This is a genomic window from Streptococcus oralis (genome assembly GCF_001075675.1).
Lineage (GTDB): Bacteria > Bacillota > Bacilli > Lactobacillales > Streptococcaceae > Streptococcus > Streptococcus oralis_V.
This window is the reverse complement of record NZ_JUNW01000045.1, coordinates 17,461-33,758: the sequence shown is the minus strand read 5'-3', so window position 1 is coordinate 33,758 and position 16,298 is coordinate 17,461. Positions and strand designations below refer to the sequence as shown.

The following is a 16,298-nucleotide window of genomic DNA, read 5'->3' as shown; positions in this document are numbered from 1 at the left end:
AACAGAGTTTGAGATGGAAATCTCAGGCTCTTTTTTGATGGCCAAAACATTAATATTTTAACTTATCTTAAAATAAGCTAAAACCAATTTTTAAGTTATGGTAAACAGTTGAAAAAAAGGTTGATAAAGTGGTAAAATGTTAGGAAGATAAGATGCTAACAATACATACTGATAGTTAATAGAAACAATATATTAATGGATAGCTTATGAAAAAACAACGAAATTTACATGTATTCTTAGGCCGGACGGCTCTATATTTTGTAATCTTGCTTGGTTTACTTTATTTTTTTAGTTACCTTGGTCAGAGCCAAGGCACCTTTATTTATAATGAGTTCTAGTTTAAAGGAGAAGAGGAACAGTGTCTAATATACCGATAAAAGATATGATTGAAACGATTGAGCACTTTGCTCAGACACAAGCCAGTTATCCAGTTTACAATGTTTTGGGGCAAGAGCATACTTATGGTGATCTGAAGGCTGATTCGGATAGTTTGGCTGCAGCTATCGACCAACTAGGCTTGCCTGAGAAATCTCCAGTCGTCGTTTTTGGTGGTCAGGAATATGAGATGTTGGCTACCTTTGTAGCGCTAACTAAGTCAGGTCATGCCTACATTCCAATTGATAGCCATTCGGCCTTGGAACGAGTTTCTGCTATCGTAGAAGTTGCAGAGCCAAGCTTGATTATTGCTATCACAGATTTTCCATTAGAGCAAACTAGCACACCGATGCTGAATTTAAAGCAAGTCCATGAAGCTTTTGCTCAAGCTTCCAGCTACGAGATGACCCATCCAGTCAAGGGAGATGACAACTACTACATCATATTTACTTCTGGTACGACTGGTAAGCCTAAGGGAGTGCAGATCTCCCATGATAATCTCCTCAGCTTTACCAACTGGATGATTACAGATAAGGAATTTGCGACGCCAAGTCGTCCGCAAATGCTGGCTCAACCCCCTTATTCTTTTGACCTATCTGTCATGTACTGGGCACCAACCTTAGCACTGGGTGGTACGCTTTTCGCTCTTCCTTCAGCCATTACTCAGGATTTCAAAAAACTCTTTGCAACTATCTTTTCACTTCCAATCGCTATCTGGACATCAACACCGTCCTTTGCAGATATGGCCATGTTGTCAGAAGACTTTAACAGCGAGAAAATGCCAGGAATCACGCATTTCTACTTTGATGGTGAAGAATTGACGGTCAAAACGGCCCAAAAACTGCGTGAGCGTTTCCCAAATGCCCGTATTATCAATGCCTACGGTCCAACAGAAGCGACAGTAGCCCTGTCAGCAGTTGCCGTGACAGACGAGATGTTGAAGACTCTCAAACGCCTGCCAATTGGCTATACCAAGGCGGATTCTCCGACCTTTGTCATTGATGAGGAAGGTAAGAAAGTTCCAAATGGTGAACAGGGAGAAATTATCGTTTCTGGGCCAGCTGTTTCAAAAGGTTATATGAATAATCCTGAAAAAACGGCAGAAGCTTTCTTTGAGTTTGAAGGTCTGCCAGCCTACCACACAGGGGATGTAGGAACCATGACAGATGAGGGCTTGCTTCTCTATGGTGGACGAATGGATTTCCAGATTAAGTTTAATGGTTATCGTATTGAGCTTGAAGATGTCTCTCAAAACCTCAACAAGTCTCGCTTTATCGAGTCGGCTGTTGCTGTCCCACGTTATAACAAGGACCACAAGGTACAAAATCTACTGGCCTATGTCATCCTAAAAGATGGTGTCCGTCAGCAGTTTGAGCGTGATATCGATATTACCAAGGCTATCAAGGAAGACTTGGCAGATATCATGATGTCTTATATGATGCCATCGAAATTCCTTTATCGGGACAGCCTACCGCTGACTCCTAATGGTAAGATTGACATCAAAGGCTTGATCAATGAGGTAAACAGTCGATGATGGAATTTTTCAAACAGTTTCCTCATTTGGAACCTTATGGGAATCCACAGTATTTTCTATACATCATCGGAGCGACCTTGCCCATCTTTATCGGTCTTTTTTTCAAGAAACGTTTTGCCTTATATGAGGTGCTCGTTAGTCTTTTCTTTATCGTCACCATGTTGGTTGGTGGAAAGACGAATCAAATAAGCGCTTTGATCCTTTATGTTATCTGGCAAGTACTTCTTGTATCTTTCTACAAAAGGTACAGGAAACAACGGGATAGTAAGTGGATATTTTACCTGGTTAGCTTTCTATCCCTATTGCCTATCGTCTTTGTGAAAGTATCTCCTGCTATTCATGGACCTCAATCTTTGTTTGGATTTTTAGGGATTTCTTACTTGACCTTTCGTGCAGTTGGGGTTATCGTTGAGTTGAGAGACGGTGTCATCAAGGAATTAACGATCTGGCAATTCTTACGTTTTCTTCTTTTTATGCCGACTTTCTCAAGTGGCCCCATTGATCGTTTTAAACGCTTCAATGAAAATTACGAGACCATTCCTGAGCGGGATGAGCTGATGGATATGCTAGAGGAGGCTGTCAAATATATCATGCTTGGCTTCCTCTACAAGTTTATCTTGGCTCACATTTTAGGAGAGACATTATTGCCTCCGCTGAAAAATTTGGCCTTGCAGACAGGTGGTTTCTTTAACCTCTACGCTTTAGCGGTCATGTACACCTTTGGTCTGGAGCTCTTCTTTGACTTTGCGGGCTACTCTATGTTTGCCTTAGCCATTTCAAACTTGATGGGTATTCATAGTCCTATCAACTTTAACAAGCCTTTTTTGTCAAGGGATTTAAAAGAGTTTTGGAATCGCTGGCACATGAGTCTGTCTTTCTGGTTCCGTGACTTTGTCTTTATGCGGATGGTCATGGTGTTGACCAGAAAGAAGGTCTTTAAAAATCGCAATGTCACTTCAAGTGTAGCCTATATTGTAAATATGCTGATTATGGGATTTTGGCACGGTGTGACCTGGTACTATATCGCCTACGGACTTTTCCATGGGATTGGGCTAGTCATCAATGACGCTTGGATTCGTAAGAAAAAAGCGCTCAATAAAGAACGGAAAAAAGCTGGAAAGGGTTCCTTACCTGAGAATCGCTGGATTCAGTTGCTTGGCATGGTTGTCACCTTCCATGTCGTGATGGTTTCATTCTTAATCTTTTCTGGATTTTTGAATGATTTGTGGTTTAAAAAATAAAAGGATATTAAAATGGATATCAAATCAGAAGTTATTGAAATTATTGATGAGTTGTTTATGGAAGATGTTTCTGACATGATGGATGAAGATCTTTTTGATGCCGGTGTCTTGGATAGCATGGGAACGGTTGAATTGATTGTGGAGATTGAAAACCGTTTTGACATTCGTGTTCCAGTGACGGAGTTCGGTCGTGATGACTGGAATACGGCTAATAAAATCGTAGAAGGTATTACGGAGTTGAAGAATGCTTAAACGCTTGTGGCTGATCTTCGGGCCTATCTTCATTGCTGGATTTTTGGTTCTTCTACTCATCTTTTTTTATCCAGGTACAACAAGCCATAATCTGACGGAGGAGAAATATTCGGCGGCTTCTGTTAGTGCAGAGAGTTTTAAAGAGAGAAGCCAAAAAGTAAGGGCTCTTACGGATCCAAATATGCGTTTTATTCCTTTTCTAGGGTCCAGTGAATGGATTCGATTTGATAGTGTCCATCCAGCTGTTTTAGCGGAAAAATACCATCGTCCCTATCGTCCTTACTTTCTAGGTCAAGCAGGAGCAGCCTCTCTCAATCAATATTTTGGCCTACAGCAAATTTTGCCAGAAATAGAGAATAAGCAGGCTGTATTTGTGATTTCGCCTCAGTGGTTTACGGAGACAGATTATGAACCCGCAGCGTTTCAGAGATTTTTTAACAGTGACCAATTGACAGCTTTTTTGGGAAATCAATCTGGTGACATTGCTGCAAAGCATGCGGCTATTCGATTGTTAAAGCAGAATCCTAATGTTGCATTAAAAGGCATTGTTCAAAAACTGTCAAAGGGTGAAGAATTATCAGATGTTGATCAGGTTGCTATTGATCTTTTTGCGCGATTCAACGAAAAACAATCCGCTCTCTTTGGACAATTCTCCATTCGAGGACAACTCAAGTACAAGGAACACGTGGAGAACTATTTAAAAGATCTTCCGGATCAATTTTCTTATGAGGAGTTAGAAAAAATTGTTCGTAAGGACGCAGAAGCAAATACGACCAATAACGATATGGGGATGGAAAATCATTTCTATACGAGAGAGATTCAAAAGGATTTAAAAAAATGGGAAGGATATCAAAAAAATTACAACTTCCTCAAGTCCTCTGAATATAATGATTTGCAGCTGGTCCTCAATCAATTTGCTAAGTCGAATGTCAATGTGCTCTTTGTCATTCAGCCGGTTAACAAGAAGTGGATGGAGTACACAGGGCTCAGCGAAGAGATGTACCAGCATGCAGTGGAGAAAATTCGTTACCAATTAGAAAGTCAGGGTTTTACCAATATTGCTGATTTTTCAAAAAATGGAGGGGACCCTTATTTTGTTAAGGATACCATTCATCTAGGATGGTTAGGTTGGCTGGCTTTTGATAAGGTTGTCAATCCTTTCTTGACGGATCCGAAACCAGCTCCAGACTACAAGATGAATGACCGCTTCTTTAGCAAGGACTGGGCGACCTATGATGGGAATATCAAAGATTTCCAATAAAATAAGCTAAAAGTTTGGGATTTAAACCCAAGCTTTTTTGTTTAAATAGCGAATATTTAAGATGAAAATAGGTCAAAAGTTTCAAAATTTTTAGAAATAGCGTATAATATAAAAGAGAAAAAGAAAAGAAAGGGATTTTAAAATGAACAAACGTTCTTTGTTACCTGTCTTGTCGACAGCCCTGTTAGCTCCAGCCTTCTTAGCTGGACAAGTCTATGCTGAAGAAGCAACAACTCCTGCAGAAAGTTCAGCTGTCGTAGTGACTCCTGCTACGTCGGCGACTCCAGCTCCTGTTGAGAGCCCTGCGGTACCGGAAACTTCGGCAACTTCAGAAGCAGTTGCACCTGCAGAAGCTCCGTCAGCTCCTGTTGAATCTCCTAAAAGCGAAGAAAAGGACACCGTTATCTTGCACACCAATGATGTCCACGGTCGTATCGTAGAGGAAAAGGGAGTTATTGGAGATGCTAAATTAGCGACTGTCATCGAGCAGGAACGTGCGAAATCAAATCAAAATACTCTAGTTGTTGATGCGGGAGATGCTTTCCAAGGTTTACCGATTTCCAACTCTACGAAGGGTGAAGCGCGTGCTGAAATTCTTAATAAGATGCAGTATGATGCCATGGCAGTAGGAAACCATGAGTTTGACTTTGGTTTGGACGAAGCTAAGAAATACAAGGAAATCTTGAAATTCCCATTACTTAGCTCAAATACTTATGTCAATGGAGCTCGTCTTTTTGAAGCTTCTACAATCGTTGATAAAGATAAGACTGTGGAAGGTGATGAGTTTGTTGTAATCGGCGTGACAACACCTGAAACAGCTACCAAAACTCACCCTAAAAATGTCAAAGGGGTAACCTTTACAGATCCAATCTCCGAGGTGAATAAGGTTATCGAAGAAGTCCAAGCCAAGGCTCGTGCAGAAGGTAAGGACTACAAACACTATGTTGTGCTTGCTCACCTCGGTGTAGATACCACAACTCCAGTCGAATGGCGTGGTTCAACTTTGGCAGAAGCTCTCTCTAAAAATCCTCGTCTTAAAGGCAAACGTGTGACAGTAATCGACGGTCACTCTCATACAGTAGAATCAACGACCTATGGAGATAATGTTACCTATAACCAGACGGGAAGCTACCTTCATAATGTAGGGAAAATCACCTACAAATCACGTCAGCTTTTGGGCAATCCAACTCAGATTCCGGCTGCTGATGCTAAAAAATTACCAGCCAATCCAACAGTTGAAAAACTAGTCAAAGACATTAAACAAAAATACGATGCTGAAAATGCGGTTGAGATTGTCTCAAATAGCCCTGTAGAACTAAACGGTGATCGTGAAAATGTTCGGGTTCGTGAAACCAACCTCGGAAACGTCGTGGCAGACTCTCTCTATCAGTATGGTCAAACAGGATTTAGCCATCCGACAGACATCGCTGTGACAAATGGTGGTGGCTTGCGTGAAACCATTGCAAAAGGCAAACCGATTACGAAAGGAAATGTCATTGCCGTTCTTCCATTTGGGAATACTATCTCACAAATCCAAGTGACGGGGCAACAAGTCTTGGATATGTTTGAAAAGTCACTCGGATCTATCTTGCAGGTCGATAAAGATGGCAAGAAGGTCTTGGATGAGAACGGACAACCATTGCTAGAACCAAGTGGTGGTTTCTTGCAAGTTTCAGGTGTGAAGGTTTACTATGATACCAACCTACCATCAGGTAAACGTGTCTTGGGCATCCAGGTCAAAAACCGCACAACTGGTCGTTATGATTTCCTAGACCTCACAAAAACCTACTATCTTGCAACCAATGATTTTCTAGCTGCGGGTGGAGATGGCTACACGATGTTAGGTGGTGCGCGTGAAGAAGGCCCTTCTATGGATGCAGCCTTTGAAGAGTATCTGAAAACCGCTGATTTGACCCAGTATGAAAAGATCAATCCGAACTCACGGACGATTTCTGTGGATTCTAAAAACTTTAGTCTACCAGTAGAAACGCCTCAAACGAATGCAGCTGCTAGCGATGCGACTACAAATGTGCCATTGACTTATGAGGTGGCAGGTCAATTTAGCAAGAAGGCGGTTGTCTCAGAAAAAGCTCTCCCAAATACAGGAAGTGAGCAGTCCATCTTCTTGCTCTTGATGGGAATGGTAGCTGGTTTGGCAGGTATCTTATCGAGTCGAAAACCAAAGCAAAAATAGGTTAAATTTTACATCTAGAAGAGTCTAGGGAAACGTTTTTACGCCTTTTTCCCTTGACTCTTTTTTGGTTTATGATATAATTAACCAGTAAAGAATCGGTGGCTATCTAAGTTTTTTTACGAAAAAGATAGCTAGGGAAGGAGTAACACATGAGACAGCTTGCACAGGAAATCGACAACTTTTTAAACGAGGTGATCTTGAGATCTGAGAACCAGCATGAAATTTTGATCGGGCATTGTACCAGTGATGTTGCCTTGACCAATACTCAGGAACACATCCTCATGCTCTTGTCAGAAGAATCCCTAACCAACTCGGAGTTGGCTCGTCGTCTCAATGTCAGTCAGGCGGCAGTGACCAAGGCTATCAAGTCTTTAGTCAAAGAGGGTATGTTAGAGACATCCAGAGATCCAAAGGATGCGCGTGTGATCTTTTATCAACTGACAGAGCTAGCTCGACCGGTGGCAGAGGAACACCACCATCATCATGAACACACTCTCTTAGCCTATGAACAAGTAGCAAATCAGTTTACTCCAAATGAACAAGAAGTGATCCAGCGGTTTTTAACTGCTTTAGTAGGAGAAATCAAATAATGCGGTATATTACAGTAGAGGACTTGTCTTTCTATTATGACAAGGAACCTGTCCTCGAGCATATCAACTATAGTGTTGATAGTGGGGAGTTTGTCACCCTGACTGGTGAAAATGGAGCTGCCAAGACAACGCTTATCAAGGCGAGCCTAGGCATCTTGCAGCCAAGATTTGGTAAGGTAACCATCTCAAAGACAAATACTCATGGGAAAAAACTTAGGATAGCCTATCTTCCCCAGCAGATAGCTAGTTTTAATGCTGGTTTTCCAAGTACAGTTTATGAATTTGTCAAGTCGGGTCGCTATCCGCGAAAGGGCTGGTTCCGTCGCTTGAACGCCCATGATGAGGAACATATCAAGGCCAGTCTAGACTCAGTTGGTATGTGGGAACACCGTGACAAACGAATTGGTTCCCTTTCGGGAGGGCAAAAGCAACGAGCAGTGATTGCCCGGATGTTTGCTTCTGACCCAGATATCTTTGTCTTGGATGAGCCAACGACAGGGATGGATGCGGGAAGCAAAAATGAATTTTACGAACTCATGCACCATAGTGCCCACCATCATGGCAAGGCTGTTTTGATGATTACCCATGACCCTGAGGAGGTCAAGGACTATGCGGATCGCAATATCCATCTGGTTCGTAACCAAGATTCGCCATGGCGTTGTTTTAACGTTCACGAAAGCGACCAGGAGGTGGACCATGCTTAGTTTGTTATCTTATGATTTCATGCAGCGTGCCTTCTTGGCGGTTATTGCCATGAGTCTCTTTTCTCCAGTTCTTGGGACTTTCCTTATCTTACGTCGTCAGAGTTTGATGAGTGATACCCTCAGTCACGTTTCTCTGTCAGGGGTAGCCTTTGGTCTGGTTTTGGGAATTTCTCCAACTATTTCAACCATCGCTATTGTCTTAATCGCTGCGGTCTTTCTAGAGTATCTCCGGACAGTCTATAAGAACTTTATGGAAATCGGGACAGCCATCCTCATGTCAACAGGACTTGCGGTGTCACTGATTGTCATGAGTAAGGGGAAAAGTTCGAGCTCCATGAGTTTGGACCAATATCTCTTTGGTTCGATTGTAACCATTAGCCAGGAGCAGGTGGTATTCCTCTTTGCCATTGCTGCGGTCGTTTTGCTCTTGACTTTCTTATTCTTACGTCCCATGTACATCCTGACTTTTGATGAGGACACGGCCTTTGTGGATGGCTTGCCCGTTCGTACCATGTCTATCCTCTTTAACATGGTTACAGGGGTGGCCATTGCCCTTATGATTCCAGCTGCAGGAGCTCTTTTGGTATCGACCATTATGGTCTTGCCAGCTAGTATTGCCCTTCGTCTGGGGAAAAACTTTAAATCCGTTATGTTACTAGCCAGCGCTATTGGCTTTTTGGGAATGGTGGCAGGACTTTATATTTCCTACTATGCGGAAACACCTGCCAGCGCTAGTATCACCATTATCTTTGTAGCTGTCTTTTTGTTAGTCAGTCTACTGAAACGTTTTATCAAATAGGAGAATGAAATGAAAAAACTGAGCTTACTACTGGCTAGTCTATGTGCCCTGTTTTTAGTGGCTTGTTCCAATCAAAAACAGGCAGATGGGAAACTCAATATCGTAACAACCTTTTACCCTGTCTACGAATTTACCAAGCAAGTCGCAGGAGATACTGCTAATGTAGAACTTCTAATTGGTGCTGGTACAGAACCCCATGAGTACGAACCGTCTGCCAAGGCAGTTGCCAAAATCCAAGACGCAGATACCTTTGTCTATGAAAATGAGAACATGGAAACTTGGGTTCCAAAATTGTTAGAATCCTTGGATAAGAAAAAGGTGAAAACCATCAAGGCAACAGGTGATATGCTCCTCTTGCCAGGTGGTGAGGAAGAAGAGGAAGGGCATGATTATGGCGGTGAGGGACACCATCACGACTACGATCCCCACGTTTGGCTTTCACCAGCACGCGCCATCAAACTGGTAGAGCATATCCGTGACAGCTTGTCAGCAGATTATCCTGATAAAAAAGAGACTTTTGAAAAGAATGCGGCTGCCTATATCGAAAAATTGCAAGCCTTGGATAAGGCCTACACAGATGGTTTGTCTCAAGCCAAACAAAAGAGCTTTGTGACCCAGCACGCTGCCTTTAACTACCTTGCCTTGGACTATGGTCTCAAGCAAGTATCCATCTCAGGTCTCTCACCAGATGCAGAACCATCAGCAGCACGTTTGGCAGAATTGACAGAGTATATCAAGAAAAACAAGATTTCTTATATTTACTTTGAAGAGAATGCCTCTCAAGCCCTTGCCAATACCCTTTCCAAAGAAACGGGTGTCAAACTAGATGTGCTCAATCCGCTAGAAAGTCTGACAGAAGAAGCAACCAAGGCTGGTGAGGACTATATCTCTATCATGGAGAAAAACCTCAAGGCTCTCAAGCAGACAACAGATCAAGAAGGATCGGAAATTGAGCCAGAGAAGGAAGAAAACACTAAGACAGTTCACAATGGTTACTTTGAGGATGCAGATGTCAAAGACCGTACCTTGAGTGACTATGTAGGCAACTGGCAGTCGGTCTATCCTTTCCTTGAAGATGGGACCTTTGATCAAGTCTTTGACTACAAGGCTAAGTTGACTGGTAAGATGACCAAGGATGAGTATAAGGCTTACTATAGAAAAGGCTATCAGACAGATGTGACTAAGATCAACATCACGGATAACACTATGGAGTTTGTTCAAGGTGGTCAAAGCAAGAAATTCACCTATAAGTATGTCGGCAAGAAAATCTTGACTTATAAGAAAGGCAATCGTGGCGTGCGCTTCCTCTTTGAAGCGACAGATGCGGATGCTGGACAGTTCAAGTACGTTCAGTTTAGTGACCACAATATTGCCCCAGTTAAGGCAGAACATTTCCATATCTTCTTTGGAGGTACTAGCCAAGAAGCCCTCTTTGAAGAGATGGACAACTGGCCAACCTACTACCCAGATAACCTATCTGGCCAAGAAATCGCCCAAGAAATGTTAGCGCATTGATGCAAGAGAAGATCCCGCAAATCTGCGGGATTTTTTGCTAGAAACGATTATCTGAGTAGGTTGTGGGCGCTATAGTACTACAGCTGTGCTGTTCACAATGTGATAAAGAGGTCATTTTCTACTGGCTGATTCTCACTAGCTGGCGAATGCAAAAGCTACGATTGTACAAATTATAGAATCTTTTCAGGGGATTTAGGAAGGGAGCTTAGTCATATTGACGCTGCTATCGCTTTTTGTTATAGTCAAGGAGAGAGCGGTCTGGAACACTAGTTTATTCACAGTCTGTGGATAAGTCTAGGGGAAAATGACATATAACTCAGGGTGTTGAAGCACCCTGATACTAGTTCCGTACATTAGTAACTTGCTAGAGAGCTAGTAGAAACCCTAGTACAGAGCTGTTTGACAAAGGTCTGTTTAGGGGTGAAGGCCTCTAAGTCTAAGAGCTGGATTTTGGAGAAACTAGTTTTTAGGCATGTTTTCTTATCCACAAGTTGTGGATAATTTTGTGAACAAGAGAAAGAGATGTGAGATGATGACGAACATAAAACCGCATGGACCATTACCAAGTCAGGCCCAGCTGGATTATTTAGAGGATGAACTAGCTGCCTTTATCCATTTTGGTCCCAATACCTTTTATGACCAGGAATGGGGAAGTGGGCAAGAGGATCCTATGCGTTTTAACCCGACTAAGTTGGATGCGCGTGAATGGGTTCGAGTGCTTAAAGAAACGGGTTTTAAAAAGCTGATTTTGGTGGTGAAGCACCACGATGGCTTTGTTCTCTACCCGACAGCCCATACAGACTATTCGGTCAAGGCTAGCCCTTGGAGGGATGGAAAAGGGGACTTGCTCCTCGAGGTTTCCAAAGCTGCGACTGAGTTTGACATGGATATGGGAGTGTATTTGTCTCCTTGGGATACTCACAGTCCCCTCTATCACGTGGAGCGAGAAGCGGCTTACAATGCCTACTATCTGGCTCAATTGAAGGAAATCTTGTCAAATCCTGCCTATGGGAATGCCGGTAAGTTCACTGAGGTGTGGATGGATGGTGCTCGAGGCGAAGGGGCCCAGAAGATCAACTATAAGTTTGAGACCTGGTTTGAAACCATTCGTGACTTGCAGGGCGATTGTTTGACTTTCTCAACTGAGGGAACTAGTATCCGCTGGATTGGAAATGAACGGGGCTATGCAGGGGATCCCTTGTGGCAAAAAGTCAAGCCAGACCAGCTAGGAACAGAAGCGGAATTAGATTATCTACAGCACGGAGACCCCTTTGGGACGCTATTTTCCATCGGTGAGGCAGATGTTTCTCTTCGGCCAGGCTGGTTTTACCATGAGGATCAGGATCCCAAGTCTCTCGAGGAGTTGGTCGAAATCTACTTTCACTCGGTAGGGCGGGGAACTCCACTCTTGCTTAATATCCCACCGAACCAAGATGGCCTCTTTGATGAGAAGGATATCCAGCGTCTCTATGAATTTGCTACCTATCGTGACGAGCTCTATAAAGAAGATTTGGCTTTGGGAGGCAAGGTATCTGGCCCTGCTCTATCACCAGACTTTGCTTGTCATCATCTGATAGATGGACTAGAGACTAGTTCTTGGGCAAGTGATGCAGAGTTGCCAATCCAATTAGAGCTCGATTTAGGATCACCTAAAACTTTTGATGTGATTGAGTTAAGAGAAGATTTGAAGTTGGGGCAACGCATCGCTGCTTTCCATGTTCAGGTAGAGTTGGATGGTGCCTGGCAGGAGTTTGGCTCTGGTTATACTGTTGGCTACAAACGTCTCTTACGAGGATCAGTCGTTGAGGCGCAGAAGATACGCGTGACCATTACAGAGGCACAGGCTTTGCCTTTGTTGACCAAGATTTCACTCTATAAAACACCTACCTTGTCGAAAAAAGAAACTGTTCAGCAACTAGAGTTTTCAGAAAAAATTCTCGCTGTGACCAAGGGAGAAAATGTCCACTTTACAGTGAAGCGCATAGAATTTAGCAGTCCTTTAGAAGCTAAGATTTCGATTCAACCAGGGACAGGTGTGCATGGTGTCGCCTATCGGGACGAGATTCAAGTCCTTACGTTTCAAGCTGGTGAGACTGAAAAAAGGCTGACGCTACCAACCTTGTATTTTGCAGGAGATAAAAGCTTAGATTTTTATCTGAATTTGACAGTAGAGAGTCAGCTGGTTGACCAGCTTCAGGTCCAAGTTTCATAAAAGAAGAACCTTTGCGCGATGCAAAGGTTCTTTTGGTTAGGAGTGATTTGGTAGCCAGCTGAGGGTGAAGGTCAGTTGCTCAGCTTTCAAGAGGTCTTGGTGTTGAAGGCTAGATACTATGGTCTTGTCCAGTCGGCATTCTTTGACAAAGTTGAAATGGCTGTGGTTTTGCTCGGCATGGATATCCAGCCATTTATTTTCCTTAGCTAGGTGGATACGGAGGTGGTCAAAGAGAGGAATTCCGAGGTCGTAGCTTGATTTTCCTGGACAGGTCGGATAAAATCCCAGAGCCGACCAGATGTACCAAGCCGAGAGACTGCCATTGTCTTCGTCGCCAAGATAAGCTTCCCAGCTTGGGTGAAAGGCTTTTTGACGCAAGGTCTTGATGAGTAGAGCAGTGTAGTCAGGGTAGTTGCTGTAGCGAAAGAGATATGGAATGTGGAAGCTAGGCTGGTTAGAGATGGCGACTTGTCCAAAGGGAGCTGTTGCCATCTCGCTCATTTCATGAATCTCGTAACCATAGCCGGTGGTTTCAAAGAGAGGAGCGCCCTGACAGGCTTTCAAAAGATAGTGACTGAAGGCTTCTTTTCCACCCATAAGCTGGATTAAGCCAGGGATGTCGTGGAGGACGCCTAAAGTCGCTTGAATGGCAGAGCATTCGGCGTAGTCGCGTCCCCAACTATAGGGAGAGAAGTCAGGACGGAAGTTGCCTTGACGATCTCGCGCACGCATATAGCCTGTCTCAGAGTCAAAGAGATGACGGAAATTTTGAGAAGAAGTGTTATAAGTGTCAGCAATCTCTGTTTTCCCTAGTTTTTTGGAACAGCTGGCGATACAAAAGTCGCTATAGGCATAGTCAAGGGTGTGACTGACACTTTCGTGGTGGTCGGTAGAGAGATAACCTAATTCTTGGTATTGTGCCAAACCGTGACGACCATTGATGCCGAGAGGGTCGGATTTGGTGGCTGTTTCAAGCATGGCTTGGAGGAGTTCTTCTTCTAGGTCGGGGCCATATCCTTGCAGGCGCTATCTGCGATAATGCCGTCCAATAGAGTACCAGGCATCATACCACGTTCATCTGGAGCCAGCCATTTTGGAAGGAATCCAGTATCGCGGTAGCTATTGAGGAAACCTTCTAGAAAGCGGTGATAGTGTTCCGGTATGACAAGCGCAAAGAGGGGGAAGGTGGTGCGGAAGGTATCCCAGAAGCCATTATTGCTAAAGAGGACACCGGGCTTGACAGTACCAGTAGTCAGGTCCATATGGATGGCTTGCCCTGACTCGTTCACTTCATAAAAAGTCTGCGGGAAGAGGAAGAGTCTGTAGAGGCAGTGGTCAAAGAAGGTCCGGTCAGCCTCTCCTGTCTCTAGTATGTCAAAACGATGGAGGAGATTTTCCCAGTCCGCTTTCGCACTTGCTTTACAGCTATCAAAGTCCGTTTGAGGTAGATTAAGCAGAGCTTGAGAAGGCGATATGAAAGAAGTTGCTAGTTGAATCTCGGCTTGACTGCTTGCTAAGTCAATTCGCCAGTCTCCCTCTTCTTGTGTGACAGCAAGAATATCCGTATTTATTTGTAGGGCGGTGAAGAGTTTTAGCGTATTTTTGTTTGTCTCTGTTTTTCCCTCTTGACGCAGAGCAAGAGTCCGCTTATCTACTTGCTCTACGGTCAGTTCATCTCCTGCGTGAAGATAGAGGGAGAGGGCTTTGCCTTGCTTTTGCTCCAAACGAATAGAAGCACCGTAGCAAGTTGGAGTAAGCTGGCTTTCAATCTGATAGCGCAGGGAGAAAATCTTCAGATAATGAGGTTGGAAAGAGGCCTTATCCATATCATAGGAAGATTGGCGGTGGAAGAGGCTGTCTCCGCCCAGTTGGCCTGTGACAGGTGTCAGAAGCAGCCAAGAGTAGTCCCCAATCCAAGGACTGGGCTGGTGGGTTAATCGAATCCCCTGAAAGATGGGCAAATGCGGATCGAAAAACCAAGCTCCTTCCTGGTCACTGGTCTGGGGTACAAAGTAATTCATCCCAAAAGGAACGCCTGCGTAAGGCAGGGTATTTCCACGAGAAAAGGCATGCTTACTGGCAGTTCCAAAGCGGGTATCGATGGTTTCAAGTAGTGGTTTCATAGTCTTTCCTTTAGCTGTTTTTCTACATTATATCAGAAAAATGAGACCTTTAGATATGGGGTTCGAAAGTAAGCAATTTTGTAGAAAAATGACTATCATTTGTGTATGTATTTTCTGTCTCAAAAACTATATACTGAACATGAAACTTGTTTGAAAGAGGAAACTGCACGATGATTTATTCGAAAGAAATTGTTAGAGAATGGCTGGATGAAGTAGCAGAGCGGGCTAAGGACCATCCGGAGTGGGTGGATGTCTTTGAGCGTTGCTATACAGACACCTTGGACAATACGGTTGAGATCCTAGAAGATGGTTCAACCTTTGTACTCACAGGGGATATTCCTGCCATGTGGCTTCGGGATTCGACAGCCCAACTTAGACCCTACCTGCATGTGGCAAAAAAAGATCCTCTCTTGCGTCAGACCATTGCAGGTTTGGTCAAGCGTCAGATGACCTTAGTACTCAAAGACCCGTATGCCAACTCCTTTAACATTGAGGAAAACTGGAGGGGCCACCACGAGACTGACCACACAGACCTGAATGGCTGGATCTGGGAACGCAAGTACGAGGTGGACTCGCTTTGCTATCCTTTGCAGTTGGCTTATCTCCTCTGGAAAGAGACTGGCGAGACTAGCCAGTTTGATGAGACTTTTGTCGCAGCGACCAAGGAAATTCTTCACCTCTGGACTGTGGAGCAAGACCACAATAACTCTCCTTATCGTTTTGTCCGTGATACAGACCGCAAGGAAGATACTCTGGTAAATGATGGCTTTGGACCTGACTTTGCGGTGACAGGTATGACCTGGTCAGCTTTCCGACCGAGTGATGATTGTTGTCAGTATAGCTATTTGATTCCGTCCAATATGTTTGCTGTAGTTGTCTTGGGGTATGTGCAAGAAATCTTTGCAGCATTGGCCCTAGATGATAGCGAGAGTATTATTGCAGAAGCTAAGCGTCTCCAAGCAGAGATTCAAGAAGGCATCGAAAATTATGCCTACACCACCAATAGTAAGAGCGAAAAGATTTACGCCTTTGAAGTGGATGGTCTAGGAAATGCTAGCATCATGGATGATCCAAATGTACCTAGTCTGTTGGCTGCGCCGTATCTGGGGTATTGCGATGTTAACGATGAAGTCTATCAAGCCACTCGCCGTACCATTCTGAGCCCAGAAAATCCATATTTCTACCAAGGAGAATACGCTAGTGGTCTCGGAAGTTCTCATACCTTCTATCGCTATATCTGGCCCATTGCCCTTTCTATCCAAGGCTTGACAACAAGAGATAAGGCAGAGAAAAAATACTTGCTGGATCAGCTGGTTGCCTGCGATGGTGGAACAGGTGTTATGCATGAAAGCTTCCACGTGGATGATCCAGCGCTCTACTCACGTGAATGGTTCTCTTGGGCCAACATGATGTTCTGTGAATTGGTCTTGGATTACCTGGATATCCGCTAGTCAGTTCTTTAGTTAGATAGAAATAAAAATTTAAATTTAGAATGAGG

General features: G+C 43.8%; 12 protein-coding genes and 1 pseudogene. 12 read left to right on the top strand and 1 reads right to left on the bottom strand.

Annotation, left to right across the window (positions count from 1 at the left end; all coding sequences use genetic code 11):
* Positions 1-206: 206 nt before the first annotated feature.
* From ADM50_RS06640 to ADM50_RS06590, 11 genes are all read left to right on the top strand, one after another.
* Entirely contained in the window at positions 207-338 is a 132-nt protein-coding gene (locus ADM50_RS06640; RefSeq protein WP_008276434.1) for a teichoic acid D-Ala incorporation-associated protein DltX, read from the top strand.
* 20 nt (positions 339-358) lie between these two features.
* The gene (gene dltA / locus ADM50_RS06635) at positions 359-1,909 is read left to right on the top strand and encodes a D-alanine--poly(phosphoribitol) ligase subunit DltA (protein WP_049484984.1); all 1,551 of its coding nucleotides are present in this window, start codon (positions 359-361) and stop codon (positions 1,907-1,909) included.
* Complete coding sequence (gene dltB / locus ADM50_RS06630) at positions 1,906-3,150, top strand: D-alanyl-lipoteichoic acid biosynthesis protein DltB (RefSeq protein WP_049484982.1); 1,245 nt, start codon at positions 1,906-1,908, stop codon at positions 3,148-3,150. The genes dltA and dltB overlap by 4 nt, the downstream gene beginning before the upstream one ends.
* Before the next feature lie 12 nt (positions 3,151-3,162).
* A complete protein-coding gene (dltC, locus tag ADM50_RS06625) occupies positions 3,163-3,402 on the top strand; it encodes a D-alanine--poly(phosphoribitol) ligase subunit DltC (protein ID WP_000351972.1) in 240 nt (79 codons plus the stop codon).
* Positions 3,395-4,663: a D-alanyl-lipoteichoic acid biosynthesis protein DltD gene (gene dltD, locus ADM50_RS06620; protein ID WP_000919836.1), complete on the top strand. Its 1,269-nt coding sequence runs from the start codon at positions 3,395-3,397 to the stop codon at positions 4,661-4,663. The genes dltC and dltD overlap by 8 nt, the downstream gene beginning before the upstream one ends.
* A gap of 142 nt (positions 4,664-4,805) precedes the next feature.
* Entirely contained in the window at positions 4,806-6,857 is a 2,052-nt protein-coding gene (nt5e, locus tag ADM50_RS06615) for a cell surface ecto-5'-nucleotidase Nt5e (protein WP_049484981.1), read from the top strand.
* Between the two features lie 149 nt (positions 6,858-7,006).
* Positions 7,007-7,447 carry a zinc-dependent transcriptional regulator AdcR gene (adcR, locus tag ADM50_RS06610; RefSeq protein ID WP_001249326.1) on the top strand — a complete coding sequence of 147 codons (441 nt, stop codon included), beginning with the start codon at positions 7,007-7,009 and terminating at the stop codon, positions 7,445-7,447.
* Positions 7,447-8,151 carry a metal ABC transporter ATP-binding protein gene (locus ADM50_RS06605; RefSeq protein WP_001269482.1) on the top strand — a complete coding sequence of 235 codons (705 nt, stop codon included), beginning with the start codon at positions 7,447-7,449 and terminating at the stop codon, positions 8,149-8,151. The genes adcR and ADM50_RS06605 overlap by 1 nt, the downstream gene beginning before the upstream one ends.
* Positions 8,144-8,950, top strand: a complete 807-nt coding sequence (locus tag ADM50_RS06600; RefSeq protein ID WP_000950029.1) for a metal ABC transporter permease — start codon at positions 8,144-8,146, stop codon at positions 8,948-8,950. Before ADM50_RS06605 ends, ADM50_RS06600 begins: the two co-directional genes overlap by 8 nt.
* Positions 8,951-8,959: 9 nt before the next feature.
* On the top strand, positions 8,960-10,465 hold the full coding sequence (locus tag ADM50_RS06595) for a zinc ABC transporter substrate-binding protein AdcA (protein ID WP_049484979.1): 1,506 nt from the start codon (positions 8,960-8,962) through the stop codon (positions 10,463-10,465).
* 532 nt (positions 10,466-10,997) lie between these two features.
* Positions 10,998-12,677 (top strand): alpha-L-fucosidase, encoded by a 1,680-nt coding sequence (locus ADM50_RS06590; protein ID WP_049485000.1) that lies wholly within the window; start codon positions 10,998-11,000, stop codon positions 12,675-12,677.
* 36 nt (positions 12,678-12,713) lie between these two features.
* On the opposite strand, the pseudogene ADM50_RS06585 reads toward ADM50_RS06590, so the two are convergent.
* A pseudogene (locus ADM50_RS06585) lies at positions 12,714-14,800 on the bottom strand (GH92 family glycosyl hydrolase).
* A gap of 170 nt (positions 14,801-14,970) precedes the next feature.
* On the opposite strand from ADM50_RS06585, the gene ADM50_RS06580 reads away from it, so the two are divergent.
* Positions 14,971-16,251, top strand: coding sequence for a glycoside hydrolase family 125 protein (locus tag ADM50_RS06580; RefSeq protein WP_049484978.1), 1,281 nt, complete (start codon positions 14,971-14,973; stop codon positions 16,249-16,251).
* The last annotated feature ends 47 nt before the right edge of the window (positions 16,252-16,298 follow it).